The organism is Roseitranquillus sediminis (assembly GCF_016918935.1).
Classification (GTDB): Bacteria; Pseudomonadota; Alphaproteobacteria; order Rhodobacterales; family Rhodobacteraceae; genus Roseitranquillus; species Roseitranquillus sediminis.
In genome coordinates this window covers 182,723-208,912 of sequence record NZ_JAFFOB010000025.1, presented here as the reverse complement: position 1 = coordinate 208,912, position 26,190 = coordinate 182,723, and the positions used below count along the sequence as shown (strand labels likewise).

The 26,190-nt window shown below is 68.0% G+C and carries 19 protein-coding genes; 11 read left to right on the top strand and 8 right to left on the bottom strand.

Annotated elements, in window-relative coordinates; genetic code table 11:
• Positions 1-9: 9 nt before the first annotated feature.
• On the bottom strand, positions 10-918 hold the full coding sequence (locus JM664_RS17195) for a YihY/virulence factor BrkB family protein (RefSeq protein ID WP_227421153.1): 909 nt from the start codon (positions 916-918) through the stop codon (positions 10-12).
• A 262-nt stretch (positions 919-1,180) separates the two neighbouring features.
• Here JM664_RS17195 and rsfS point away from each other — a divergent pair, with 262 nt between their 5' ends.
• From rsfS to JM664_RS17160, 7 genes are all read left to right on the top strand, one after another.
• On the top strand, positions 1,181-1,546 hold the full coding sequence (gene rsfS, locus JM664_RS17190) for a ribosome silencing factor (protein ID WP_227421152.1): 366 nt from the start codon (positions 1,181-1,183) through the stop codon (positions 1,544-1,546).
• Positions 1,547-2,017, top strand: a complete 471-nt coding sequence (gene rlmH, locus JM664_RS17185) for a 23S rRNA (pseudouridine(1915)-N(3))-methyltransferase RlmH (protein ID WP_227421151.1) — start codon at positions 1,547-1,549, stop codon at positions 2,015-2,017. It abuts the gene before it with no gap.
• A gap of 135 nt (positions 2,018-2,152) precedes the next feature.
• Complete coding sequence (gene gpmI / locus JM664_RS17180; protein WP_227421150.1) at positions 2,153-3,691, top strand: 2,3-bisphosphoglycerate-independent phosphoglycerate mutase; 1,539 nt, start codon at positions 2,153-2,155, stop codon at positions 3,689-3,691.
• A gap of 117 nt (positions 3,692-3,808) precedes the next feature.
• A complete protein-coding gene (locus tag JM664_RS17175) occupies positions 3,809-5,191 on the top strand; it encodes a S41 family peptidase (RefSeq protein ID WP_227421149.1) in 1,383 nt (460 codons plus the stop codon).
• Between the two features lie 109 nt (positions 5,192-5,300).
• Positions 5,301-6,485, top strand: a complete 1,185-nt coding sequence (locus JM664_RS17170; protein WP_227421148.1) for an aminotransferase class I/II-fold pyridoxal phosphate-dependent enzyme — start codon at positions 5,301-5,303, stop codon at positions 6,483-6,485.
• A 50-nt stretch (positions 6,486-6,535) separates the two neighbouring features.
• Positions 6,536-7,009 carry an RNA pyrophosphohydrolase gene (locus tag JM664_RS17165; RefSeq protein ID WP_227421147.1) on the top strand — a complete coding sequence of 158 codons (474 nt, stop codon included), beginning with the start codon at positions 6,536-6,538 and terminating at the stop codon, positions 7,007-7,009.
• Positions 7,010-7,065: 56 nt separating this feature from the next.
• Positions 7,066-10,317 (top strand): error-prone DNA polymerase, encoded by a 3,252-nt coding sequence (locus tag JM664_RS17160; RefSeq protein ID WP_227421146.1) that lies wholly within the window; start codon positions 7,066-7,068, stop codon positions 10,315-10,317.
• A gap of 427 nt (positions 10,318-10,744) precedes the next feature.
• On the opposite strand, the gene JM664_RS17155 is transcribed toward JM664_RS17160, so the two are convergent.
• The 7 genes from JM664_RS17155 to JM664_RS17125 form a co-directional block, all read right to left on the bottom strand.
• A complete protein-coding gene (locus JM664_RS17155) occupies positions 10,745-12,004 on the bottom strand; it encodes a lytic murein transglycosylase (protein ID WP_227421145.1) in 1,260 nt (419 codons plus the stop codon).
• A 101-nt stretch (positions 12,005-12,105) separates the two neighbouring features.
• The gene (gene rnr / locus JM664_RS17150; protein ID WP_227421144.1) at positions 12,106-14,358 is read right to left on the bottom strand and encodes a ribonuclease R; all 2,253 of its coding nucleotides are present in this window, start codon (positions 14,356-14,358) and stop codon (positions 12,106-12,108) included.
• Between the two features lie 1,199 nt (positions 14,359-15,557).
• Entirely contained in the window at positions 15,558-16,706 is a 1,149-nt protein-coding gene (gene dapE / locus JM664_RS17145; protein WP_227421143.1) for a succinyl-diaminopimelate desuccinylase, read from the bottom strand.
• A 52-nt stretch (positions 16,707-16,758) separates the two neighbouring features.
• A complete protein-coding gene (locus tag JM664_RS17140; RefSeq protein WP_227421142.1) occupies positions 16,759-16,926 on the bottom strand; it encodes a hypothetical protein in 168 nt (55 codons plus the stop codon).
• Between the two features lie 35 nt (positions 16,927-16,961).
• Positions 16,962-17,777, bottom strand: a complete 816-nt coding sequence (locus JM664_RS17135; protein ID WP_227421141.1) for a CpsD/CapB family tyrosine-protein kinase — start codon at positions 17,775-17,777, stop codon at positions 16,962-16,964.
• Between the two features lie 24 nt (positions 17,778-17,801).
• The gene (locus JM664_RS17130; RefSeq protein WP_227421140.1) at positions 17,802-19,358 is read right to left on the bottom strand and encodes a GumC family protein; all 1,557 of its coding nucleotides are present in this window, start codon (positions 19,356-19,358) and stop codon (positions 17,802-17,804) included.
• The gene (locus tag JM664_RS17125; RefSeq protein WP_227421139.1) at positions 19,355-20,218 is read right to left on the bottom strand and encodes an ExeA family protein; all 864 of its coding nucleotides are present in this window, start codon (positions 20,216-20,218) and stop codon (positions 19,355-19,357) included. Before JM664_RS17125 ends, JM664_RS17130 begins: the two co-directional genes overlap by 4 nt.
• Before the next feature lie 485 nt (positions 20,219-20,703).
• Between JM664_RS17125 and JM664_RS17120 the strand changes: the two genes are divergently transcribed.
• The 4 genes from JM664_RS17120 to JM664_RS17105 all read left to right on the top strand — a co-directional run bounded on the left by JM664_RS17120 (position 20,704) and on the right by JM664_RS17105 (position 26,122).
• Positions 20,704-21,390 carry a sugar transferase gene (locus JM664_RS17120; RefSeq protein WP_227421138.1) on the top strand — a complete coding sequence of 229 codons (687 nt, stop codon included), beginning with the start codon at positions 20,704-20,706 and terminating at the stop codon, positions 21,388-21,390.
• Between the two features lie 133 nt (positions 21,391-21,523).
• Positions 21,524-23,959, top strand: a complete 2,436-nt coding sequence (locus JM664_RS17115; RefSeq protein ID WP_227421137.1) for a tetratricopeptide repeat protein — start codon at positions 21,524-21,526, stop codon at positions 23,957-23,959.
• 124 nt (positions 23,960-24,083) lie between these two features.
• Positions 24,084-24,698, top strand: a complete 615-nt coding sequence (locus JM664_RS17110) for a polysaccharide biosynthesis/export family protein (RefSeq protein ID WP_227421136.1) — start codon at positions 24,084-24,086, stop codon at positions 24,696-24,698.
• An 11-nt stretch (positions 24,699-24,709) separates the two neighbouring features.
• On the top strand, positions 24,710-26,122 hold the full coding sequence (locus JM664_RS17105) for a hypothetical protein (protein WP_227421135.1): 1,413 nt from the start codon (positions 24,710-24,712) through the stop codon (positions 26,120-26,122).
• Positions 26,123-26,190 lie beyond the last annotated feature (68 nt).

Genomic DNA, 26,190 nt, shown 5'->3' with positions numbered 1-26,190 from the left:
CCGGACGGCTCACATGTCGTCCGGGATCGGCGGCGCCGGGCGGCTCTCCCGCTCGCGCCGTCGCTTCTGGTTGCGGTCAAGCTTGGCGTTAAGCGAAGCGCCGAGCAGCACCGCGTAAGCGCCGATGTAGAACCACAGAAGCAGGATCACGGCGGCGCCGAGCGTGCCGTAGATCTCGTTGTAGCGCGCAAAGTTCTGGATATAGAGCGAAAACAGCCATGACGCCGCCGCCCACACGGCCAGAGCGACGAAGATGCCGGGGGTCAGCCACGGGCCGCGTCGATGCTCACCGTCGCGGTTGGGCCCGTAGCGGTAGAGCAGGCTCAGCCCGAAGACGATGACCACCGCCGCGATGGCCCATCGCGAGTAGGAAAGCAAAATACCCTGCATCGTGTCGACCGGCAGGAAGGCGAGGATGATCGGGGTGATGACGACGCTTGCCAGCGCGACCAGCGAGACGGCGACGAGCGTCAGCGTCAGGACGATCGGCGTCACCATCTGGCGCATCCCCATGCGGTTCGAGCGGCGGTGTACCGCGTTCAAACCCCGGATCAGCGCCTCCACACCCGTGCGTGACCACCAGAGCGCGAGCACGATGGAGAGGAGCGTGGTCCAGCCAAGCGTGCTGTCATTGGCATTTGCTAGCTGAAGCGCCTGGCGGTCGATCAGCCGGAACGCCTCGGGCGGCAGGAAGTCGGCGCCAAGTTCCAGCATGTCGTCGATTACGAGCGGGTCGGCGAAGAAGCCCCAGAGCGCGATGAGTGCGGCCATCCCCGGGAAGATGGCGAGCATCGACCAGAAGGCCACGCCCGCCGCGATCAGCCCGATGTTGCGCTGGTTGAGCTCGATCAACGCCCGCTCGAACGCAACCCACAAGTCGCGCCACCGCGGGCTTTCGCCTTCGATCGTGTCTGCCAACTGTCCCAGACCTCCCGGCGACCGCGGCGTCACACGGATACTTGCTGCTCCTCGCAGTCAAGGCAACGGCTGCGGCTCGCGCGACGGCAGCAGGCGCTTGGAGGCACGAAGAATCGGGCGCGCGCATTGAGAATTCGGTGGCGAGATGTTACCTTCAAGGCACGCCCGGCGCCGGGGCGAAGTTCGGCGCGCAGCGTAGGAGGACGATGTCCTGTCCCAAGTCCACGATGCGGTCCGTGAGCAGACCGCCGCGAAGCCGGTAATGACCGGGCTTCCCACCGAGCCCGCCAGCGACGAACTGCTGGCCCTTATCCTCAAATCACTCGACGACGACAAGGCCGAGGATGTGGTCGAGATCGACCTGCGCGGCAAATCCGAGATGGCCGACTGGATGGTCATCGCGTCGGGCCGCTCGTCGCGACAGGTCGGTGCGATCTCGGACCACCTCGTCGAGCGGCTGAAGGACGCCACCGGCCGCGGCGCCAAGGTTGAGGGCAAAGATGCCGGCGACTGGGTGCTGATCGACGCAGGCGACGTGATCATCCATGTCTTCCGGCCCGAGGTCCGTGAGTTCTACCAGCTCGAGAAGATGTGGCTGAGCCCGGCGCAGGCTGCCGCCCGCGGCTGAGTGCGCCTGCGCATCTGCGCCGTCGGCCGGCTGCGCGTCGGGCCCGAGCGGAACCTGATCGAGGATTATGTCGCGCGGTTTGACCGGACGGGGCGGCAGCTGGGTCTGGGACCGCTGACCGTTCACGAGGTCGAGGCCCGCAAGGGCGGCGGAATGACGGCAGAGGCGGACCTGCTCCGCCGCGTTGTCCCGGACGGGGCTGCCGTCTGCGTGTTGGACGAACGGGGACGCAGCCTCACTTCCCCTCAGCTCGCCGACCTGCTCGCCGGCTGGCGCGACGCTGGCCGCCCGGAGGCGGCCCTTCTGATCGGCGGCGCGGACGGGATCGACCCGGCGCTGCGGCGGGCGGCGGACGCGGTGCTCTCGCTCGGCCCGATGGTCTGGCCGCACATGCTGGTCCGGGCGATGCTCAGCGAGCAGCTCTATCGTGCGGCGTCGATCTTGGCGGGCACTCCCTATCACCGCGACTAGTGGCTCCCGCCCGTCGTCGGACGCCGCCTGCGGCGACGATCTCCTCCCGTTGGGCCGCGCAGGCGCTGCCGCGCCTGCGGTCGGCGCGGGCGAAGGGCGCGTGACCTTCGCCAACGGGCGCGTTATGTGCGACGCATGAGCATACCAAAGCCCGTCGTTCTCTGCATTCTCGATGGCTGGGGCCTGCGCGAGGAGCGCGAGGCCAACGCGGTCGCGTTGGCCGAGACGCCGACGTTCGACCGCCTCATGGCGACCTGCCCGAAAGCGACGCTGATCACGCACGGACCGGACTCGGGTCTGCCGAAGGGTCAGATGGGCAATTCGGAAGTCGGCCACACCAACATCGGCGCCGGCCGGGTGGTAGCCATGGACCTCGGCCAGATCGACCTGGCGATCGAGGATGGCTCGTTCTTCGAGAACGCTGTCCTGAGGGACTTCATCGCGGCGCTGAAGCGGTCGGGCGGAAGCGCGCACCTGATGGGGATGGCCTCGGATGGTGGCGTTCACGGACATGTCGACCACTTGATCGTCGCCGCCCGCACGATCGCCGAGGCCGGCGTGCCGGTGGTGGTCCATGCGATTACCGACGGGCGTGATGTGGCGCCAAAGTCTGCCGAGGCGTTCGTGCCGGACCTCGAGGCGCGGCTGCCCCGAGACGCGCGGATCGGCACGGTCATCGGCCGCTACTTCGCGATGGACCGCGACAACCGCTGGAGCCGCGTGGAGCGCGCCTGGCGGGCTATGGTGCGAGGCGAGGGCGAGCTGGCGCCGGACGCCGCGGAGGCCGTCGCCGCCGCCTATGGGCGTGGCGAGACTGATGAGTTCATCCAGCCGACCGTCCTGCCCGGGCACGAGGGCATCCGCGATGGCGACGGATTCTTCTGCCTCAACTTCCGCGCCGACCGCGCGCGGGAGATTCTCGCCGCGATCGGCGAGCCCGGCTTCGACCGTTTCGACGCCGGCGAAAGGCCGCGTCTGGCTGGCCTCCTGGGGATGGTCGAATATTCGGACAGGCACGAGCGCTACATGACCACGGTCTTCCCGAAGCGGGAGATCGTCAACACGCTGGGCGCCTGGGTGGCGCGGCACGGTCTGCGGCAGTTCCGGCTGGCGGAGACCGAGAAGTACCCCCACGTCACCTTCTTCCTCAATGGCGGCAAGGAGGAGCCCGAGGAGGGGGAGGATCGCTTCATGCCGCCTTCGCCCGATGTCGCGACCTATGACCTGCAGCCGGAGATGTCCGCGCCCGCCGTCACCGACAGGTTCGTGGCGGCGATCGAGGCCGGCTATGACCTGATCGTGACCAACTATGCGAACCCCGACATGGTTGGCCACACCGGCGATATCGATGCCGCTGTCCGCGCCTGCGAGGCGGTCGACGCGGGGCTCGCCCGAGTGGTGGCCGCGCTCGGAAAGGCGGGCGGGGCGATGGTGCTGACGGCCGACCATGGCAACTGCGAGTTGATGGTCGACCCCCAGACCGGCGGCCCGCACACCGCGCACACGCTGAACCCGGTGCCGGTGATCCTGTTCGGCGGTCCGGAAGGGGCGCGGCTGGTAAACGGCAGGCTCGCAGACCTCGCGCCGACGCTGCTGGAACTGATGGGGCTCGAGCAGCCGCCGGAGATGACTGGGCGGAGCCTGATCCGGCGCGGCGGGACGACGGGATTGTGATGCACCGCGCCTTCCTGCCGAAGGCTCTGCGCTTTATTGCAGGCGCTGAAGAGGCGTAAGCTGCACGCGGCGCCCGCTGCCGCCCGCGCCACGCTCGACAAGGAGACGACGACAACGATGAGACAATTCGTGATGGCTGCCGTGGGCGGAACCATGGCCGGCGCGCTCCTCGCCACGCAGGTGGCCGGCCCGCTGATCGCGCAGGAATCGAACGATCGCAGCTCGATCTACGAGCAGCTCGACCTCTTCGGCGACATCTTTGAGCGGGTTCGCATCCAGTACGTCGAGTCGGTCGACGAGAAGGAGCTGATCGAGGCCGCCATCAACGGCATGCTCACCTCGCTCGACCCGCATTCCGGCTATCTCTCTGCCGAGGATGCCGCCGACATGCGCGTCCAGACCCGCGGCGAGTTCGGCGGACTCGGGATCGAGGTCACGCAGGAGGAAGGCTTCGTCAAGGTCGTCTCGCCGATCGACGGAACCCCGGCGGACGAGGCCGGCATCGAGGCCGGCGACTTCATCACGCATGTAGACGGCGAAAGCGTACTCGGCCTGACGCTGGACGAGGCGGTGGACCTGATGCGCGGGCCGGTCGGGTCCGAAATCATCATCACCATCGTCCGCGAGGGCGAGGAGGGGCCGGAGGAGCCGTTCGACGTCACCATCGTTCGCGACACGATCCAGATCGCGGCGGTCCGTACCCGCACCGAGGGCGATGCGGTTATCCTGCGGGTGACCACATTCAACGACCAGACCTCTCCCAACCTCGAGGAAGGGCTCAAGGAGCAGGTCGAGGCGCTGGGCGGCATGGACAACGTGAGCGGCTTTGTTCTCGATCTTCGCAACAACCCCGGCGGGCTGTTGACCGAGGCCATCGAAGTCTCGGACGCCTTTCTCGACGCAGGCGAGGTCGTCTCGACCCGCGGCCGCAATCCGCAGGACGGCGAGCGCTTCAACGCAACCGAGGGCGACCTCACCGAGGGCAAGCCGATCGTCGTGCTGATCAACGGCGGATCGGCTTCGGCGTCCGAGATCGTCGCGGGCGCGCTGCAGGACCACCGGCGGGCGATCGTCGTTGGCACCAAGTCGTTCGGCAAGGGATCGGTCCAGACAGTCATGCCGCTGCGCGGCGAGGGGGCGATGCGTCTCACCACCGCTCGGTACTACACGCCGTCCGGCCGCTCGATCCAGGCACTGGGCATCTCGCCCGACATCGTGGTGGAACAGCCGCCGAGCCGCCCCGCCGACGAGACGGCCGAGGACGAAGAGGACAGCATCGCGCGCCCGCTGCGCTCCGAAGCTGATCTGCGCGGCAGCCTCGAGAACGATTCCATGACCGAGGAAGAGCGCGACCAGGCGATCGAGGAGCAGGAAGCGGCCGCCGCAGCCGCGCGCCTTCGCGAGGAGGACTTCCAGCTGTCCTATGCGATCGACCTGCTGAAGGGCCTCTCGGCGCTCAACACCGATCTCTACGTGCAGGAAGCTTCGCGTCAGCAATGAGGGCGAGGACGCCCGCTCCCACGCAGGGGCGGGCGTCGCCGCCGCCGGCTTCTGCGACGTCGGCAAACGTGCGATGATGGACCGAAGTTGACCCGCGAGGGAAGGTCCCGTGGCTTTCATATCGAGAAGCGCCGCCGCGGCGGCGGACAGCTTCCGCCCCGTCCTTGACTTCTTTGAGGCCAATGCGCGCGAACGGGCCGCTGGTGGCGCGACCGCCGACTTCACCTTCGGCAACCCGAACGAGATGCCGCTTGCCGGGCTGGTCGATGCCCTGCGCGACGCGGCGGTCCCTCGTGACCCCAGCTGGTTCGCCTACAAGACGAACGAGGACGAGCCGCGGGAAGTGCTCGCCCGCTCGCTTGAGGCGGAGCTCGACTTGCCGTTCGAGCCCGAGGACATCGCGCTGACGCAAGGCGCCTTCGGCGCCATAGCCCTCGCATTCTCGCTCCTTCTCGAGCCCGGCGACGAGGTGGTGATCCCGCAACCCGGCTGGTTCTGCTACGCTCCGCTGCTCGTGGGGCGCGGCTGCCGGGCCACGGCCGCGCCGCTCGCGCCCGGCTCCTACGACCTCGACGTAGACGCCATCGCGCAAGCCATGACGCCGCGCACGCGGATCGTGGTGGTCAACTCTCCCGCCAATCCGACCGGACGGATCTACGGCCACACTGCCCTGGGCGACCTCGCGGCCGCGGTCAGCGCGGCATCCGACCGCTTCGGGCGCCGCATCTTCATCCTCTCGGACGAGCCATACCGCCGCATCCGCTACGATGGTGCCGGCTTTGTCAGCCCGGCCGCCGTCTACCCCTGGACCCTCGTCGACTACAGCTACGGGAAGATCCTGCTCGCGCCCGGCCAGCGTCTCGGCTACCTCGCCCTTTCGCCCACGATGCCCGCCGCCGATCGCGGGGAGTTCCGCGGCGCTCTCGTCACCAGCCAGATGGCGCTCGGCTGGGGCTTCGCCGACGCGCTGATGCAGCACGCGCTCCCGCGGCTCGAGACGCTCTCGATCGACATCGACGCGCTGGCGTCCCGGCGCGACCGTCTGCTCGGCGCCATGGAGCATTGGGGGTACCGCATGGTCCGGCCCGAGGGCACCTTCTACCTCTGGGGTCGCGCGCCGGGCGGCGACGCTGAGCGCTTCGCCGCCTTCCTCAAGCCGCACGGAGTCAGAGTGATGCCTGGCACGGTCTTCGACTGTCCGAGCGACTTCCGTCTCTGCCTGACCGCAACCGACGAGATGGTCGAGCGTGCGCTGCCGGCCTTTCAGGCCGCCGCCGAGGCTCTCGGCCCCTGAGCGCGCCGACGGCCGTTCCGTTCGCCGGGCCGCGCCGCTAGGGTCGCCGCATGGCTTCGCTCCCCTACCGTCCCTGCGTCGGCGTCGTGCTGGCGAATCCCGCCGGTCTCGTCTTCGCCGGCGAGCGGCTGGACACGCCGGGCGCGTGGCAGATGCCGCAGGGCGGCATCGACGCCGGGGAGGCCCCATCCGATGCGGCCCTGCGCGAGCTGCGGGAAGAGACGGGTCTGTCGCCTGAGGCCGTCGCGCTCGAGGCCGAGACGCCGGACTGGATCAGCTATGACCTGCCCGATGACCTGATCGGCCGGGTCTGGGGCGGGCGCTACCGCGGCCAGCGCCAGAAGTGGTTCCTGATGCGCTACGGCGGTCCCGATTCGGCCGTCGATCTGGCGGCGCACGAGGTCGAGTTCGGCCGCTGGCGCTGGATGGCGCCCGCCGACCTCATGGAGCACATCGTGCCGTTCAAACGCGACGTGTACCGCGCGGTATTCGACGCCTTCGCCAACCGTCTTCTGCCGTCCTGACGCCGCACCGGCATCGGACTCGTCTCCGGAACAAAACGGGAATATCGTGCTCGACCATGTTCGCCGAGCTCGATGTCACCTCCAACTTCACCTTCCTCACGGGCGCTTCCCACCCCGAGGAGCATGTCGAGCGCGCGGCGCTGCTGGGCATCGGCGCGATCGCCATCGCCGACGAGAACTCCGTCGCCGGCATTGTCCGCGCCCACGCCCAGATCGAGGAGATCGCGCGGACCGTACGCGAGCGCGAAGCGGCCGAGGCCGCCGGACCAATCGGCCCTCCGCCGCCCTGGGTGCCCCCCGCGATCCCGGATGAGCGCTATCTGGGTGACGCCGGGCGTCCTGCCGTTGCGGCATTCGAGACGCGCCTCCGTCCCGCCGCGCCGGCCCCGTCGCTCGACGTGCGCTGCGTGCCGCGGCTCATCCCCGCCGTGCGACTCGTCACTACCGACGGGCTCCGCGTCACCGCCCTGCCGCGCGACCGCGCCGCCTGGGGCCGGCTCTGCCGCCTGATCACCATCGGCCGCCGACGCGCCGAGAAGGGCGCCTGCGAGATCTCCACCCCCGACCTGCTCGACTGGGCAGAGGGCATGGAGCTGTTGCTCCACCCGCTCGGAGGCGATCCCGCCGGGACGGGTGCAGTCCCGCTTCCGGATGCCCCGCTGCCACAGGCGGCCACGGTGCCGCGCGGCGCGGGCGCGTGGTGGCCACTGGCGCGCCGGCTGACGCGCCGCTTCCCCGGCCGGGTCGCCCTACTCCTCGCCCCCCGCTACGATGGCCAGGACCGGACGCGCTTCGACGCCCTCGCGCGGCTGGCCCGCCGCCTCGGTGTGCCCACCGTCGCCTCCGCCTCGCCGCTGATGCACCACGGCGCGCGCCGCAAGCTTGCCGACGTGCTCACCGCCATCCGCACCGGAGGGCGGGTCGACGACCTCGGCCGCGCCGCGCTCGCCAACGCCGAGCAGCGGCTGCGCTCCGAGGCCGAGATGCGCCGGCTCTTCGCCGGCCACGAGGCCGCCGTCGACCGCGCGTGGGAGGTGGCCAGGCGCTGCACCTTCTCGCTCGACGAGCTGCGCTACGAGTACCCCTCCGAGATCAGCGCCGGCGAGACCCCCGCCGACCGCCTCCGCCGCCTCGCGCACGAGGGGCTCGTCTGGCGCTATCCCTCGGGCGCGCCGGAGAAGGTTCGTGCCACGCTTGATCACGAGCTCGCGCTGATCGCCCGGCTGGGCTACGAGCCCTACTTCCTGACGGTCAACGACGTCGTCGCCTTCGCCCGCTCCCGCGACATCCTCTGCCAGGGCCGGGGGTCCGCCGCCAATTCCGTCGTCTGCTACTGCCTCGGCGTCACCTCGGTCTCGCCCGAGATCGGCACCATGGTGTTCGAGCGCTTCGTCTCCGAGGCCCGGAACGAGCCGCCCGACATCGACGTCGACTTCGAGCACGAACGCCGCGAGGAGGTGATCCAGTGGATCTACGAGCGCTACGGCCGCCACCGCGCCGGCATCTGCGCTACCGTGATCCACTATCGCGGCAAGCGCGCCATCCGCGAGGTCGGCAAGGCGATGGGCCTCACCGACGACACGATCGCCGCGCTCTCGTCCCAGCTCTGGGGCTTCTTCTCCGCCGAGGGCCTGGAGGAACAACGCCTGCGCGAGATCGGCCTCGACTCCTCCGACCGCCGCCTGCGCCAGACGCTGGAGCTCGTGCACGAGATCCAGGGCTTCCCCCGCCACCTCTCCCAGCATGTCGGCGGCTTCGTCATCACCGAGGGGCGGCTCGACGAACTGGTGCCGGTCGAGAACGCCACGATGGAGGATCGCACGGTCATCTGTTGGGACAAGGACGACATCGACGCGCTCGGCATCCTCAAGGTCGACGTCCTCGCCCTCGGGATGCTCACCTGCATCCGCAAGGCGTTCGACCTCATCGCCCGCCACCACCAGACCGACTACGACCTCGCCACGATCCCGCCCGAGGACGGGCGCGTCTACGACATGCTCTGCCGCGCCGATACTGTCGGCGTCTTTCAGGTCGAGAGCCGAGCGCAGATGAGCTTCCTGCCCCGGATGAAGCCGCGCTGCTTCTACGACCTCGTGATCGAGGTTGCGATCATCCGCCCGGGGCCGATCCAGGGCGACATGCTCCACCCCTATCTCCGCCGCCGTTGCGGCGAGGAGGCGGTGGATTTCCCGTCGGACGAACTCGGGGCGGTTCTCGGCAAGACCCTCGGCGTGCCGCTCTTCCAGGAGCAGGCGATGCAGATCGCCATCATCGGCGCGGGGTTCAGCCCGGAGGAGGCCGATCGCCTGCGCCGCGCGCTCGCCACCTTCAAGAAGGTCGACAAGGTCACGCCGCTGAAGGGCCGGTTCCTGAGCGGCATGCGCGAGCGCGGCTACGACATGGACTTTGCCGAGCGCTGCTTCGCTCAGATCGAGGGCTTCGGCTCCTACGGCTTCCCCGAAAGTCACGCGGCCTCCTTCGCGCTCCTCGTCTACGCTTCGTCCTGGCTCAAGCGCCATCACCCCGGCATCTTCGCCTGCGCGCTGCTGAACTCGCAGCCGATGGGCTTCTACGCCCCGGCGCAGATCGTCCGCGACGCGCGCGAGCACGGGGTCGAGGTGCGCCCGGTCTGCATCAACCGCTCCTACTGGGACTGCACGATGGAGCCCGACGGACGCGGCGGCCTCGCGCTGCGCCTCGGCTTCCGCCAGATCCGCGCGATGCGCCAGGAGGAGGCGAACTGGATCGCCGCCGCCCGCGGCAACGGCTACCGCAGCGTCGAGGATGTCTGGCGCCGCGCCGGCACCAGCCCGCGGATGCTGCGCGTGCTCTCCGAGGCCGACGCCTTCGCCGACATCGGCCTCACGCGCCGCGAGGCGCTCTGGGACGCCCGCGCCGTCACGAGCGAGAAGCCGCTGCCGCTCTTCGGCGGCGACATGGACGGCGAGGGCATCCTCGAGGACCCCGCCCGCCTGCCACGGATGACCCTGGGCGAGGAGGTGGTGGAGGATTACGTCGCCACCCGCCTGACGCTGCGCGCCCACCCGATGGCGCTGCTGCGCCACCTGCTGACCCCCGGCACGCCGCCGCTCGAGCCGCCGGGCGACGGCGATCCTTCCGACGCCCCGGACTGGACACCTGTCCCGCGCGAAGTGCGCGGCCCCGGCGCCGTCATGAACCCACAGGCGCGCCATCCGCGCGACGCCGACCCGTTCCGCGGCCGCAGCTTCGGCGACGCCCACGGCATCACCCGCGACGACTGGTGGGACTCCGCCGGCGGCGCAAAGTGCGTCTCCCGCCGCTCGTGACGGATGACGATCCGCGAACGCGCTCCATTCACCCGCAAGACCGTCGTTTCAGGGAAAGACCCGACCACACGCCGCAGCTTCGCCGCGGCCGGCACCGCCATTGTCCTGCCAGATCACCATCCACACCGTCAGGGCGCGACAACGGCTCTGTCCTGACCATCGACGGGCGCCGCGTCTACATCGCCGGCGACACCGAGGGCCTCCCGGAGATGCGGGATCTCGAGGCCGTCTCCATAGCCATCGCCCTATGAACCTGCCCTGTACCATGGGATCACTCAGGCGGCGGACGCAGTACATGAGTTCCGGCCGCAGTACGTCTAGCCGTACCACTACCGCGGCTTAAACATGTAGCGCTTCGCGAGCCTCGTCCCCGCCAAGGCGGCGCGACGGAGGTGCTGATGGGCGACTGGTACGAAGGCGCCGCCGGTCAGCGCAGTCGCGTCAGGAGGTCGAGCGAAGCATAGCCGTCGGGCACCAGTCCGGCGGCCCGCTGAAAGCTGCGGATCGCCGCGATGGTGTTCGGCCCGATCCGTCCGTCGACCCCCTGCGTCGGGAAGCCGAGGGCGGTCAGGCGCTGCTGCAACTCCTGCCGCTCCGCGTAAGCGAGGGCGCGGTCGCCGCGGGGCCAGTCACCCTGGATCGGGTCGCCGCCGCGCAGCCGGTCGGCCAGATGCCCCACGCCGATCACGTAGGCGTCGGCAGTGTTGTAGCGCTCGATGACCTCGAAGTTCTTGAAGATCAGGAAAGCGGGCCCCCGAGCCCCTGCGGGAAGCAGGAGCGAGGCCGAGCCGAAGTCGCGCACCGGCCGCCCGTCCAATCCGACGACGCCGCGTCGTGCCCAGTCCGACGGCATCGCCTTGGTATCGCGGCCCGCCAGCGCATAGTCGAAGCCGTTGGGCAGCCGCACCTCCACGCCCCACGGCATCCCCTGCACCCAGCCGAAGCGGGCGAGGTAGGCGGCCGTGGAGGCGAGTGCGTCGGTTGGATCGTCCGACCAGATGTCCCGCCGCCCGTCGCCGTGAAAATCGGCGGCATAGGCGAGGTAGCTCGTCGGCATGAACTGCGTGTGCCCCATCGCCCCTGCCCACGAGCCGGTCATGCCGCTGGGCCTGACGTCGCCTGACTGGATGATGCGGAGCGCAGCAATGAGCTGCTCCTCGAAGAACGCGCCGCGGCGGCCGTCATAGGCCAGCGTCGCGAGCGCCTGGAGGATCGGCGTCGAGCCGCGGTAGGCGCCATAGGCGCTCTCCAGACCCCAGATCGCCGCGACCACTTCCCTGTCGACGCCGTAATGGGCCTCGATCCGCGCCAGAACGTCGGCGTGGCGGTCGAGCGCCATGCGCCCGTTGGCGATGCGTGCGTCGGAGACGGCGCTGTCGAGATATTCCCAGATCGGCTTGACGAACTCTGCCTGATTCGAGTCGCGCCGGATGATGTCGGCATCGTAGCGAACGCCCGCGAGCGCCGCGTCGTAGACGTCCGGGCGAATACCCTCGGCCAGCGCTCGACCACGGAATTCCGCCAGCCACGTCTGCAGCCGCGCATCCTCGCCGGATGTGGTCACCGCAGCGGCGCGGAGCTGCGTCGTCCGCGCCTCTGGGCGGAGCGACTGTGTCGGAGCGCCGGCATGGGCGAGGCCGGTGCCAAGGGTAAGGGTGAAGGCAAGCGTTGTCCCGATCGCGCGCATGGGATCACCTGTTGTTCTCGACTGCTCGCGGGCAGGGTAGCCGAGGTCCGGCTCAACTCAAAGCCTTCATGAATGCTCGCGCGTCAGTTGCCGCCGCTGCGCTAGCGCCGCTTGCGGACGACCTTGCGCTTGCCCTTGGCCGCGCGCGCGCGCTCCTTGCCCACCTGGCGCCTCACAGGGCGCCCGCGCGGGCGGCCTCCGCCGCCGACATCCGCGCCCTCGACCGAAAGCAGCTCCAGCATCAGGCCGCCGGTCACCGGCACCGCCTCGGTCAGGCGCACCTCGACGCGCTGGCCAAGGCCGATGGTCATGCCCGTGTCGGCGCCCATCAGCGTCTGCGCCTCGCGGTCGAAGTGGAAGTACTCGTTGCCGAGCGAGCGGATCGGGACCAGCCCATCGGCGCCGGTCTCGTCGAGCTTCACGAAGGCGCCGAAGCGGGCGATGCCGGAGATCCGCCCGGTCATCTCGGTGCCGACGCGCTCGGAGAGGTATGCGGCGAGGTAGCGGTCCGTCGTGTCTCGCTCCGCCACCATCGAGCGGCGCTCGGTTTCGGAGATGTGCTGCGCAGTCTGCTCCAGCCGCTCGATCTCCTCGGGATCGAGCCCGTCGTCACCCCATTTGCGCCCCGAGATCAGGGCGCGGTGCACGATGAGGTCCGCATAGCGGCGGATTGGCGAGGTGAAGTGCGCGTAGCTGCGCAGGGCGAGGCCGAAATGGCCGTAATTGTCCGGGTGGTAGTAGGCCTGCGTCATCGAGCGCAGGGTCGAGAGGTTGATGAGTTCGGCGTGATCCGTCCCTGCCGCCTGGTCGAGCAGGCGGTTGAGGTGGCTCGTGCGGAGCACCTGGCCCTTGGCCAGCGTCAGGCCGCTGGCCTGCGCCGTCTCGCGGAGCGCGTCGAGCTTCTCGGGAGACGGCTCCTCGTGGACGCGGTAGAGGAGCGGGCTCCGTCGCTTTTCCAGCGCCTCCGCTGCGGCGACGTTGGCGAGGATCATGAACTCCTCGATTAGCCGGTGCGCGTCGAGCCGGTCCTTGAAGTTGACCGAAGTGACGCGGCCGTCGGGCGAAAGTTCAATGCGCCGTTCGGGCAGGTCGAGGTCCAGTGGCTCCCGCCGTTCCCGCGCCGCGCGCAGAGCATGGTAAGCGGCGTAGAGCGGGCGGATCACGTCGTCCATCAAAGGGCCGGTGCGGTCGGACGGCTGGCCATCCATCGCCGCCTGCACTTCCTCGTAGGCGAGCGAGGCGGCGGAGCACATCATGCCACGCACGAACTTGTGGTCGATCTTGTCGCCCCCGGCATCTATCTGCATGCGCACGGCGATCACCGGGCGCGGCACGCCCTCGTGCAGCGAGCAGAGGTCTCCCGAGAGGCGGTCGGGCAGCATCGGCACCACCCGATCGGGGAAGTAGGTCGAGTTGCCGCGCCGCCGCGCCTCGCGGTCGAGCGCGCTGTCCGGGCGAACGTAGTGGGCCACGTCGGCGATGGCGACCCAGAGGACGTAGCCACCCTCGTTCGCCGGATCGTCATCGGGATGCGCCCAGACCGCGTCGTCGTGGTCGCGCGCGTCGGAGGGGTCGATGGTGACGAGCGGCAGGTCGCGGAGGTCCTCGCGGCCCTGGAGGCCCGCGGGCTTCTGCCGGTCGGCCTCGGCTATGGCGTCGTCGGGAAAGTCGTCCGGGATCCCGTGCTGGTGGATCGCGATCAGCGAGACCGCGCGCGGCTCGGACGGATCGCCGAGACGCGTGACGATGCGCGCCTGCGGCAGGCCGAGGCGGGCGCGGTGGCCTGCCTGCTCGGCCTCGACCAGTTCGCCGTCCTTCGCGCCGTGGGTGGCGCCTGGGCCGACGCGCCACTCGCGGTCGGCGCCCTTGTCGATCGGCAGGATATTGCCCCCTTCGGCACCCTTCCTGAAGATCCCGAGGATGCGGCGCGGATTGGTGCCGATCTTGCGGATCAGTCGCGCCTCGTAGCGGTGGTCGGCCTCCCCCACCTCGGTGAGGCGCGCGAGGATCCTGTCGCCGGGACCGAGGGCGGGGTCGCTGTCGCGCGGGATGATGAGCACGCTGGGGTCGGGGCCGTCACCGTGCCATTCGAGCGGTTTGGCAAAGAGGTCGCCGTCGCGACCGGGCTCCAGAACCTGCAGGACGCTCACCGGCGGTAGCTTCTCCGGATCGCGGTAGGTCCTGCGCCGCTTCTGCAGCGCGCCCTCGTCCTCGAGCTCGCGCAGGAGCCGCTTGAGGTCGATGCGATCGGATCCTTTGATGCCGAACGCCTTGGCGATGTCGCGCTTGGCGGTCTGGGTGGGGTGCTCGGAGATCCAGGCGAGGACCTCGTCCTTGGACGGGATGCGGCTCATGCGCGACGAGGTAGCACGCGCCGCGGGTGGCGTCACGCGGGCGGCGGGTGACCCTGCCCCGCTTCGTCCTCGCTGATAGACTGGTTCTGTTCTCGGTCCGGTGCCGGCGTGAGGCCACCGAGGCTGGTATACGCGCGGGCGCGACAGAATCCGCCAGCTAGGCCCGATAATCCGACACGGATCCGAGAAGCCTTGTAGATGCCGACGGGCGCTGGCCTGATTTCGGAGCCTATGCATCCACAACGGGCTTACGGCGGCGGGTTTTTGCGCCGTCAGTATCGAGGGGTGCCATGCCAAGGCGGCAATGGTCGCCAAGAACCGAAACGGGTACAACCGGAACGAGGCTCGTTCGCCTGCCTCCTGATCCGATCAGGCGGTTCAAGAGCGTCCATGTCAGGTCGGCGGAGAGCTAAGAGCTGCGCTCGCTCCAAAAAGGGGCCGCCTGAAGAAGGCCAGGATCGCGGTCGCCAGGAAGCTTGCCGTCGCTGGGCACCGGATGCGGCGCGACGGTACTCCGCTTCCGTTGGGGAGGGGCGCATGCTCTGATCCGGCACGGACGTCGGGGAGCAGACGAGACGTTTCCGCAAGGGTGCCGTAAGGGGCGGGGATGAGGCAAAGAGCGCGCGATTGCCTGGTGCTGCTTTCCGCGCACAACGACGCAAGCCCGCCGTTTGAGCCAAGGTCCGCCTCACCTTCGACCGCCAACATCGCCGCGCCGCCATGGCTGACTGCGGACAGGCGCATCCCACGACGGAGCTCGACCAGCAGCACATTCGACGAACTCGGGCCGACTACGGAAGGCATTCGTCGCGAGGCCGGCCGTCGACGCTCTCGCGGCGTGACTGTCACCATGTAGCGTATGGCCGCGAAACAGACCTCTGTTGGTGTCCTGAAGCCCCGCGTCGTGCGGAGCCTTGTGCGTCATCGAAGCATCCAGGCTTCCATGAGAAGGAACGTCATGCTCGGATCTAGAACTGGAACACGACCCGCAGATCGTCGTCTTTTGCTCGCCCCGGGACTCATCGGTACGCCTTCGACGCGGCGCCGATCAGCCCTCAGGCGCGGCGAGTTTTCCTTCTCCGTAGTCGCCTCCTCACTGGATTTCTCCCTGAACCGGGCGTCAGAAGTTTTTGTCGCAGCGTCGAAACCTCGAGCAGGGATTCCGCCAGCGGCTTCCTGAGCCGCGCATCCGGACCGCGTCAGCCCTGCGCGAACCAGCCTTCGAGGATGCGGCGGTAGACCGCCTTCAGCTGATGGATGTGGGCCGTCTCGACCCGCTCGTCGGTCTGGTGCATGGTTGCGCCGACGAGGCCGAACTCGACCACGGGGCAGTGGTCCTTGATGAAGCGGGCATCGGACGTGCCGCCGGTGGTGGAGAGCAGGGGCCGCACGCCGGTCTCGGCCTCGACCGCCTGAGCTACGAGGTCAGAGAGCGGGCCAGGGGGGGTGAGGAAGCTCTCGCCCGAGACGCGGACGGCGACGTCGATGGCGACGCCCGTCTCGGATGCGACCCGGTCCGCCTGCTGGCGCAGCCAGTTGGCCAGCGCTTCGCCGCTTTGGGCATTGTTGAAGCGGATGTTGACCGTGGCGCGGCAGGTCGCGGGGATCACATTCGACGCCGTGTTGCCGGTGTCGATCGTGGTAACGGCGAGGGTGGACGGATCGAAATGCTCTGACCCGCCGTCGAGCGTGGCGGTCGCAAGTCGGTCCATCAGGCGGCAGAGCGCGGGTACCGGATTGCGCGCGCGGTGCGGATAGGCGGAGTGGCCCTGCAGTCCGGTCGCCGTGAAGCGGGCGGTGAGAGAGCCGCGGCGGCCGATCTTGATCATCTCGCCCATGCGCTCGGGGCAGGTAGGTTCGCCGACGAGGCAGGCGGACATCCCCTCGCCATGCGCCGCCATCCAGTCGAGGATGGCCGCAGTGCCGTCTTTGCCGTCGCCCTCCTCGTCGCCGGTGACGGTCACGAGGATGGCGCCGTCGGGTGGTGCTTCGCGCACCAGGTCGCAGACGGCCGCAACGAAGGCGGCGACACCGGATTTCATGTCCGCCGCGCCGCGACCCCAGAGCACTCCGTCGGCGACCATCCCCGAAAAGGGGTCGTGGGTCCAGGTCGCGGAGTCGCCGGGAGGCACGACGTCCGTGTGGCCGTTGAAACCGAAGGTGCGCGGATGGCCCCGCGGGCCCCAGCGGGCGAAGAGGTTGGCGATGCCGTCGCGGTCGGCCCGATGGCATTCTAATCCCGCGGCGGCAAGCGTGCGGGCGACAAGGTCGATCGCGCCATTGTCCTCGGGAGTTACGGACGGGCAGCGGATCAGGCGGGCGGTCAGGTCGACGGGGTCCAGCGGCATGAGGCGGAGCCGTAGCGTTCGCTTCCCGCCAGCGCAACCGCGCGGCAGGGAATCAGCGCGTGGTGGCTGCTCCGACGGTGCCGCCGGCCACGGCACCGATCGGGCCACCCACTACGGCGCCGGCAACGCCGCCGGTCGCTGCCCGTTCGGTGGCGGTGTTGCCGCAGGCCGCAAGGGCGAGGGCGGAGGAAACGAGAGCGGTGGTCAACAGGATACGCATTTCAGCTCCTCAACTGCGGGCCGTCCGGCCCGGCATCAATGGTAGCTGTAATCGTAGCCCGTCCCGCTCGAGTAGCGACACTGATTGAGCGTCACGCCGAGAAAATTCGTCTGCGCCGCCAGATCCCGCTCGCAGACGTCGACCTGCGACACGGACGTCTTCTCTGCCGCCGCAACAAGAAGCCCGCAATCCACCTTGTCGAGGAAGGCGAGGCTGTCGTCCGTCATCAGCATTGGGGGCATGTCGAAGATCAGGATGTCCGGCCGGTAAATGGCCTCAATCTCGTCGATGAGACGCGCCGTGGCCGAGTTGCTGAGTATCTCCGACGGGTTCGTCGCCTTCTGCGTGTTGACGGAGATGAGGACGTTCTGGCCGATGCGAACGGCCTGCTCGGCAAAGCTGACGCGGCCCTCGACCACGTCCCAGAAGCTGCCGCGGCCCCGAATGCCGAGGATATCGGCCAACGCCAGGCGGCGCATGTCGAGGTCGACGAGGACCGTCTTCATCTCGGGCTGTCGCGAGAGGCTCGCCGCCAGGTTGAGGCAAACGGTCGTCTTGCCGCAGCCCGCGCCAGGCGAGGTGACGGCGACGCGGCGCCAGTTGTTCTGTCGCATCTGCTGCAGCATCTTGGTCCGCAGCAGGTCCACGGGCGACGCCTCGCGGCCGCCGGAGAGCGCGACGATCCGGTTCCGGCGCATCCGCCGGGGGTCGAGCGTGATCGGCTCGATGGCCTCCCACGCCTCGTGCACCGCTCCTCGGCTCGTCGCGCGCTTGGCCTTCGCCTGCACAGGGCGCGTGTCCTCGCCGCGGGCAGTCCGTGCCTTTTCCAATGCTGCTTGAAGTCGCTCCATTCCCACTCTCCCGTCCCGAGGCGCTCAGGCCCAGGGCAAAACCTTGTTCATGATGCGCTCGATCAGGAGGTCGAGCGGCATGTAGTATGTGTGCACCGCGTAGAGCGCCGCCGGACCGCCGACGACCACGAGCGCGATCAGCAGGAGGATGACGAGGCGCTTCCAGATCAACTCGCGCCGCGTGCGAATGTAGGGCAGCGTGGCGATCGGCGTGATCCCGAGCTTTCTTTCGAGGTCGACAGGCCGGCGGATCGACTGGTTGAGAAGCTCGAGCAGCACGATTGCCGCGGCGCCGAGCGCAACGCCCGCCAGCGCGCCCCCGCCGGCAATCAGGGGGCGGTTCGGGCTGGTAGGCGTGTTCGGCACCGTCGCCTGCTCGATGACCGCAATCCTCTGGCCCTTGGATAGAAGCTCGATGCGCTCGCCCGTGGCGGCGAGCGAGAGCCGGCTCACCGCCTGATTGTACTGGCTCTGGATGTTCGCGTAGTCGCGCTCGAGGCCGTCTATCGCGATGGTGACCTGAGGCAGCTGCTCCAGAGACTCGGCGATGCCTGCAAGCTCGCTCTCGATGAAGGCCTGCTGGTTCTGCAGGTACTCCTCGCGCGCGTCGACCTCCGCCAGCTGCATGTCGAGCATCATCTTGCGGGGATCCTGCGTCTCGGTCTCTGCGTCGTTCACTGACGCGGCCGGCGCACTGGCGGCGACCCGCTCCTCCATCTGCGCGATCTGCGCCTCGAGCATCCGGATGCGGGGGTTCTGCGGCGAGTAGACGACCAGCGCCGAGTCGAGTTCCTTGCGCAGGTTCTGCAGACGCTGCTCCTCAGGTGAGAGCTGCTGCTGACTCGTGACGCTGCCGCCGCTTTCGTAGACGGTGACCAGCCGTTCGCGCTGGTCCTCCAGTTCGCCCAGTTCGCGGACGATCTGCGTGGAACGCTCCTGCAATGACGTCTGACGCGACTGCAGGTAGCTGCCAGAGCTCGGCAAGGCATTGGAGTTGCGGCGCTTGAACTCGATGATGCGGTCCGACTGCTGGTCGAGCTCGACGCCGAGCCGATTGACCTCCTGCTGGAAGAAATCCAGCGTCTGCTCCGCCAGCGCGGTGCGGATGCCGCGGTTTTCCTCGAGGATGCGCGTCACGTACTCGTTGACCACCTGTGCGGCGGTGTCGGAGTCGCTCGACGAGAAGCCGATCGTCATGAAGGTGGCGCCGCCACCGCGGCCGCCTCCGGACTGCCGCATGTCGGTCTGCGCGCGCATGCTCGAGACGATGTCGTCGGCCGACATCTGCGGCTTTCGAGCGAAGACGCCGTGCGACCGGGCAATCTGCAGCAGGTTCTCGCGAGTCATCAGGCGCTGCTGGATGATCTGGAGCTGCTCGGCCGTTCCCGTCGTTACCGTCGAGGCCGCCAAGTCCGTCGGAATCTGCGCCGACTCGACGAGGAGCCGAGCCTGGGCGCGGTATTTCGGCGGCAGCTCGAGCGCCACATAGGTGGCCGTGGCGGTCACGCCGAACGCGATGATCACCAGGACGTAGATCCGCCTCAGGAATACGGAGGCGTAGTATTTGAGGTCTAGGTTCATCTGTCAGGCTCGGGTTGCTCGTGTGTATCGCCGAGAAAGAGGCCCTCGGCCAGCACCAGGTCGACCGTGTCGCGGGTAACGGTCGGGGTTTCCTGCGTCCACGCATATACCATCGCGATGTCCGCAAGTTGATTGACAAGTCTGGGAACGCCGCCCGTCGCCTCGGCGATCAGCTCGCACGCGTCGTCGTCAAACTCGCCGCCGCTGCCGCCCGCGACGCGCAGCCGGTGTGTCACGTAGGCCCGGACCGTGTCCTCGTCCATCTTCGGGAGGTGGAAGTTTGCCGCCACCCGCTGGGCGAACTGGCGCAGCTCGGGCCGCATGACCATCTGCCGCAGCTCCGGCTGCCCCACGAGGACGAGCTGCAGCAGCTCGTCCTTGTTCGAATTGATGTTGGTGAGCATCCGCAGCTCTTCCAACCCCTCCATCGACAGGTTCTGCGCCTCGTCGAAGATCAGGATGACGCGCCGTCCGTCCGCATATTCGGAGATCAGGAACTCCTGCAGCAGACGGAACATCGCGACGTAGTCCATGCCGGGCGGCACCTCGACGTCCAGCGCCGAGAGAACCCAGGAGATGAGCTCGCCCCGACCGCCTTGGGCGTTCGAGATCAGCCCGACAGTGACATCGTCATCTATGCTCCGCAGCAGGGTCTGCAGAAGAGTCGTCTTGCCGGCGCCGACTTCGCCGGTGATGAGCGTGATCGGGGCGCGCGTGAGGATCCCGTACTCGAGAACCGCAAATGCCCTCTTGTGCTGGTCCGACCAGTATAGGAAATCAGGATCGGGAAGCAGCGTGAACGGTCGCTCACTCAGCCCGAAGAACTCGGTATACAGGTCTGGATCGGACCACACGCTCATGTCACTCCTTGGCTGCATCGGCACGCGATGCAGGATGCTCCGGCTCGGCACGTCGCAGGACGCCGCTCTATTCCCACCGGTAGGGCAGTTGGCAAGGTGTTTTCACGGATCAAGCTAAATTCCGGTGAATGCAAGCGAGGCGTCGCCTGCGAATCGAGCGGGCGGAAGGTCGCGTGCAGGCGCCACCGCACCGGTGACTTCAACCTGTGGGTGCGCCCGTCCCGTGCAACATCGCGGATTACGTGTCCAACGTGCGCCGTAATGCGGCGCGGCGTCCCCGCGCTCAGCCAGAAGTTGCCAACTATTCAAGCTCTTGGCAGCGGTGCTGCACGCGCAAGCGGCAAATGGTAACCAGTTCCTTAAGAAAACATGGTCAGGTCGAGGCAACTTCTGTAACTTGATCATCGCTAGGGAACGAGACTGGCGTTTGTGCATTAGGCCAGTCTGGAACGAGTGCGTGTGGTAGGCGGTACGGAGCGAGTCGAATGTCTATTCATTTTTCCGACGATATCAGCAGTCTTCAGAAGAACAGCCAGCCAGCATCCATTGTCCTAGACCGGCGCGGTGGCATCTACAGAAACTACGGCAAGCAGTTCATCGAGACGACACTGGTGCTTGTGACAGCCATCGTGACCGTGCCGGTGGTGCTGTTTCTCGCCCTTCTCGTCGGGATGGACGGGAGCAATCCCTTCTACAGACAGAAGCGCGTCGGGCGAGATGGCCGCATCTTCAGCATGTGGAAGCTGCGCACGATGGTGCCCGACGCCGAGGAACGGCTGATGGAGTACCTCGACGCCAATCCCAGGGCGAAGGCCGAGTGGGAAGTGTCACAGAAGCTCAAGGATGATCCGCGCGTGACGCGCCTCGGGCGCTTCCTTCGCCGGTCGTCGCTCGATGAACTGCCGCAGCTCTGGAATGTGGTGCGCGGGGAGATGTCGCTGGTGGGACCCCGTCCCATGATGGTGAACCAGCGCTCGATCTACGCCGGCACCTCTTACTATGCCCTGCGTCCCGGCATCACCGGCCTCTGGCAGACCTCCGACCGCAACGAATGCACCTTTACCGAGCGCGCGGCGTATGACGCCGAGTACGACCGCTCGATCTCGCTTCTACAGGACGTCGCTATCCTCTTCAGGACGATACGCACCGTCACGAGCTGCACCGGCTACTGACAGTTCACATCACGTGCGAGTGAGGCATCTGCGCCGCCGTCGGCGCAGATGCCTCTTCATTGAATCGGCGCGATCCATTAGTGAGGTCGACGTCGCGACGTGGCGGATGCCTGCTTGGAAGGGGTTGTATTCGATGTCAAAGTTCAGGTCTCTGGCCCTCCCCGCTGCTCTGGTTCTGGCGCTCTCGGCCTGCGATTCGGCCGAAGAGCGTGCCGAGGCACATTTCCAGCAGGGGGTCGAGCTGCTCGAAGCCGGCGACGTGGACCGCGCACTTGTCGAGTTCCGCAACGTCTTCCAGCTCGATGGCACCCACAGGGAGGCGCGCCGCCTGTTCGCCGAAGCGGAGTTGGGGCGCGGCAGGCTGCAGTCCGGCTATAGCCACTACCTGCGCCTCGTGGAGCAGTACCCGGACGACATCGAGGCGCTTCGCCGCCTGACCCGGCTCGCGCTCGATCGTGGTGAGTGGCAGGAGGTCGAGCGGCACGGGGCCGTTCTCGTCCAGGCACAGCCGGACGACGCGACGGCGCAGCTCGTTGATCTCTATCTCCGCTACAGGCAGGCTGTCGAAGCTGAGGATACCGAAACGCAGGCCGAGATCGCCGCAGAGGCGGCGCAACTTCAAGGCGACTTCCCCGAGGAGCATCTGCTGCAGGAACTGGTGGCGGATCAGGCGACCCGCACCGGCGCCTGGGAGACGGCGCTGGCAGAGATCGACGAGGGCCTGGAGATCGCGCCGGATCAGCGCTCGCTCTACGCAATGCGGCTCGGCGTTCTGCAGGAGCTTGGCGATCTGGACGGTGTGGCCCAGCAGCTGCGCGACATGGCGGTGCGTTTCCCCGACGACCAGTCGATCCCGCAGACCCTCATCCGCTGGTACTTGTCGCAGAACAACCTGGACGCAGCGGAATTGTATCTGCGCGAGCAGGTTGAGGCCGGCGTGATTGCTGGTATGGACCTCGCGCTGATCGAGTTCCTCTCGCGGTTCCGCGGCATCGATGTCGCGCTTGCCGAGGTTGATCGCATGATAGCCGCCGGCGAGGGCGAAGCGGAGGTGCTGCGCGCCCTGCGGGCTGGTCTCCGGTTTGAGCAGGGCGAGCGCGAAAGCGCCATCGCCGAACTGCAGGCGCTGGTGGACGAGGCGGAGACCGAGACCGATCGACTGCGCGACGTCAAGATCGCGCTGGCCACGATGCTGGCGCAGACGGGCAACCAAGTCGGCGCTCGTGCGCTGGTCGAGGACGTTCTCGCCTCCGACCCGAGTCACGTCGCGGCAATCAAGATGCAGTCCACCTGGCTGATCGAAGCCGATGAGATCGAGCAGGCCATACTCACCCTGCGCCGCGCCCTGGACCAGAGCCCGCGCGACCCCGAGCTGATGACGCTGATGGCGCAGGCTCATGAGCGGGCCGGTAACCGCCAGTTGATGGGCGAGATGCTGTCACTTGCCGTCGAAGCGTCGAATAGGGCGCCGGCGGAAAGCATCCGCTATGCCGAATTCCTTCTGGGCGAGGGCAATGTCAGCGTCGCGGAACGGACCCTGATCAACAGTCTGAGGTTGAACCCGAACCACCCTGCGATGCTTCGCCTCCTCGGTGCCACCCACATCCGGCAGGGAGATTGGAGCCGTGCGGAACAGGTGGTCCGCACGCTGCAATCGCTGGACATCGCGGAGGCGTCCGCCTTCGCCGACTCGCTGCAGGCGCAGATCCTGACAGGCCGCGGACAGTCAACGGAAGTCGTCAATTTTCTGCAGCAGCTCATCGACGAGGGCCGTGGCGGACTAGGTGCGCGCATGGGGATCGTCCAGTCGCACATCGAGAACGGCAACATCGATGCCGCGACTGCCTACGTCGAGGCACTGCTCGAAGAAGAGCCGGACAATCGCTGGTTCCGCTTCGTGCGCGCGTCGCTTGCCGAGCTGAGCGGCGACGCCGGGACGGCCGAAAAGAGCTACGTCGACCTCGTCGAGGAGAATCCAGAATCGGTCGCCGTCTGGCGCGCGCTCTATGTGCTCCAGTCGCGCGCAGGTCGCGAGGACGACGCGCGGGCGACGCTGGAGCGGGCGCTCGCGGCCAATCCGTCCGATCCCGACCTGCTCTGGATTCAGGCGAGCGAGCTGCAGGCGCAGGGCGACGACGAGGCCGCGCTGCAGATTTACGCTCAGCTCTACGAGGAGAACAGCTCGGCGCCGATCATCGCGAACAACTATGCCAGTCTGCTCTCGACCCTGCGCGACGATCCCGAGAGCATCAACCGGGCCTGGACGGTGGCGCGCCGGCTGCGGGACAGCGATGTGCCCGCGTTCCAGGACACGTTCGGGTGGCTCGCCTACCTCCGACAGGACTATCCGCTCGCGCTTGATCATCTCGAGCCGGCCGCGGAGGCGCTCAGCGAGGACCCGGCAGTCCAATACCATCTAGGCCTGACCTACGCGGCGCTCGAGCGTTTCGATGAGGCCGCCGCGGCGCTCGAACGCTCGATCGAGCTTGCGGTCGAGGGCGCGCCGCACGTCGCCGACGCGCGTGCGAGGCTTGAGGAGATTCAGGCGGAGGACGCGGCGGCGCAGTAGGTGTGGCTGCACCGTAACAGCCGTGCAAGAAAAGGCCTGCGACGAGATCGAAGACGGCCATTCCTCTTAAGGTTCCGGCGGATCCCGTCGTAGCGTGCGTCGAAACAAACGGCAGGTCGACGTCATGATCAGGTATCTTCTTGCGGCTCTCTCGGTCGTATTCTTCGCGGGCGGAGCTCTTGCGCAGGGCTCCTACCAGATCCAGAGCGGCGATGTGCTCCAGATCGAGGTTCTCGAGGATCCGAGCCTCAATCGCAGCACGCTGGTTCTCCCCGACGGACAGATCGCCTTCCCGCTGGCGGGAACGCTCGGTGCGGCAGGGCGGAGCCTCGACCAGTTCAGGGACGCACTCTCGTCCGCGCTCGCGCCCAACTTCGCCACCGAGCCCACCGTCTTCGTCTCCGTCTCGCGGCTCGCGCCGCAGGCACCCGAGATCGCCGGACCGGAGGCGGCAGCGCCCACCATCGACGTCTACGCCATCGGCGAATTCGCCAATCCCGGTCGCTTCGACATCGAGCCGGGCACGACCCTGCTGCAGTTCCTTGCCGCGTCGGGCGGCTTCAGCCGGTTTGCGGCGACGAAGCGCATCCAGCTCCGGCGCATGGACGCCCGGACCGGGCGGGAGACGATCTATCGCTTCAACTACGACGCCATCGAACGCGGAGGCCGGATGAGCGGCCAGCTCGTCCTGCGGTCGGGCGACGTCGTCGTGGCGCCGGAACGCGGCCTCTTCGAGTAGCCGGCGTGCTCGTGCCAGCTCCCAAGGTCGGGGCGGTCACGTTCCTGACCGTCTTCGGCTCGTTCGCGCTTGCGGGTCAGGGTCTCGGGCAGGTGCCAGCCGGCGTCGCGCCCGCCGCAGGGCCGCGGCTGGAGCTCAACTATCAGTCGCGCTTCGAGCTCGACACCAACCCGCGGCTCGAGCCCGACGAGCAGGATCTGACGTTCCAGTCGATCCACAGCCTCGGGATCGCACTGCTGTCCGAGACGCGGTTGCAGAACATCGCGCTGCGCTTCGGAACGGACTTGCGCATGCCGCAGAGCGATGGCTCGGACGGTTCGCTGACGGAGCCGACATTCCGGTTGACCTACGGCCGGGCGGTCCGCAACGCGGCGGTCTCGCTGAATGCCAACTATCGCCGCCGACAGATCGAGTTCCTCGAGCCGTTCTTCCTCGACGAAGACGAAGACACGATCATCGACGAGGCCGGTTTCTCGCAGTCTGACGGCTACCTTACCGAGTACGGGTTCGGCGCCGCCCTGGAGACCGGACTCGAACGGCCTCTAGGGATGGCCTACAGCTTGGACTACCGCGCGCGCAGCTACACCGACAACGACGACCCCAGTCTGCAGGACAGCGAGATCTACAGCGCCAGCGTGACGAGCACGCTGCGCTTTTCGGAGATCTCGTCGGGACGCGTGAGCCTCTCGACCCGGCAGGCCGAATACACGGGCACGACCGACGAGCGCGAGGAAGAGTATCGCCTCTCCCTCGGCTACTCGCGCGCGCTTTCCGAGACGTTTGAGTTTGACACGAGTGTCGGCGCCTCGCGCAGCACACAGGAGGTCGAGGACGCGGGTGGCGACGCCTCCTCCGAGACGACCGGCCTTACCGCCGACTTCTCCTTCATCAAGACTGTGCCGGACGGGACCTGGTTCGGCGGCATCGACCGCCGCCTCAGCGACGGCGAGTTTCGGACAGACCTCAGCTTCGGCCGCTCGCTTGAGCTCAGGGACGCGAGCCTGCGCGCCCAGATGGGCCTGACCCGTGGCGAGGACGGGGAGGCGCAGACGACCTTCGCCCTCACCTACACGCGCGATCTCAGGGACGGCGCCTTCCGTGCGGCCGTTCGGCGAGGCGTGACGGTGGACACGCTCGACGAGGAGGAGCTGCTGACCGCGGTCGACATGACCTACAGCAAGGAGATCACGCCGCTGAGTTCGGTCTCGCTCTCGCTCGACGTCGCGCAGATCGAGGAGACGACAGCGGACGATCAGCAGGACCTGACCGAGGCGGCGCTGACAGCCTCGCTCAGCCGCTCGATCACGCCCGACTGGGACATGACCTTCGGATACCGCGGCCGCGTCAACATCGAGGATGACGAGGACGCCTTCTCCAACTCCGTCTTCGTCACGATCGGCCGCAGCTTCACGTTCCGTCGCTGACCTCGCGCACATGCGCCCTCCGCGGCGCAAGACGTGGCTTGCGCCGCCGCGGCGGGCTGCGCAAGGTC

Coding starts and splice junctions, on each gene's coding strand:
- rsfS (WP_227421152.1), top strand. CDS start 1,181: ATGACCGGGCTTCCCACCGAGCCCGCCAGCGACGAACTGCTGGCCCTT.
- gpmI (WP_227421150.1), top strand. CDS start 2,153: ATGAGCATACCAAAGCCCGTCGTTCTCTGCATTCTCGATGGCTGGGGC.
- JM664_RS17175 (WP_227421149.1), top strand. CDS start 3,809: ATGAGACAATTCGTGATGGCTGCCGTGGGCGGAACCATGGCCGGCGCG.
- JM664_RS17165 (WP_227421147.1), top strand. CDS start 6,536: ATGGCTTCGCTCCCCTACCGTCCCTGCGTCGGCGTCGTGCTGGCGAAT.
- JM664_RS17160 (WP_227421146.1), top strand. CDS start 7,066: ATGTTCGCCGAGCTCGATGTCACCTCCAACTTCACCTTCCTCACGGGC.
- JM664_RS17155 (WP_227421145.1), bottom strand. CDS start 12,004: ATGCGCGCGATCGGGACAACGCTTGCCTTCACCCTTACCCTTGGCACC.
- rnr (WP_227421144.1), bottom strand. CDS start 14,358: ATGAGCCGCATCCCGTCCAAGGACGAGGTCCTCGCCTGGATCTCCGAG.
- dapE (WP_227421143.1), bottom strand. CDS start 16,706: ATGCCGCTGGACCCCGTCGACCTGACCGCCCGCCTGATCCGCTGCCCG.
- JM664_RS17140 (WP_227421142.1), bottom strand. CDS start 16,926: ATGCGTATCCTGTTGACCACCGCTCTCGTTTCCTCCGCCCTCGCCCTT.
- JM664_RS17135 (WP_227421141.1), bottom strand. CDS start 17,777: ATGGAGCGACTTCAAGCAGCATTGGAAAAGGCACGGACTGCCCGCGGC.
- JM664_RS17130 (WP_227421140.1), bottom strand. CDS start 19,358: ATGAACCTAGACCTCAAATACTACGCCTCCGTATTCCTGAGGCGGATC.
- JM664_RS17125 (WP_227421139.1), bottom strand. CDS start 20,218: ATGAGCGTGTGGTCCGATCCAGACCTGTATACCGAGTTCTTCGGGCTG.
- JM664_RS17120 (WP_227421138.1), top strand. CDS start 20,704: ATGTCTATTCATTTTTCCGACGATATCAGCAGTCTTCAGAAGAACAGC.
- JM664_RS17115 (WP_227421137.1), top strand. CDS start 21,524: ATGTCAAAGTTCAGGTCTCTGGCCCTCCCCGCTGCTCTGGTTCTGGCG.
- JM664_RS17110 (WP_227421136.1), top strand. CDS start 24,084: ATGATCAGGTATCTTCTTGCGGCTCTCTCGGTCGTATTCTTCGCGGGC.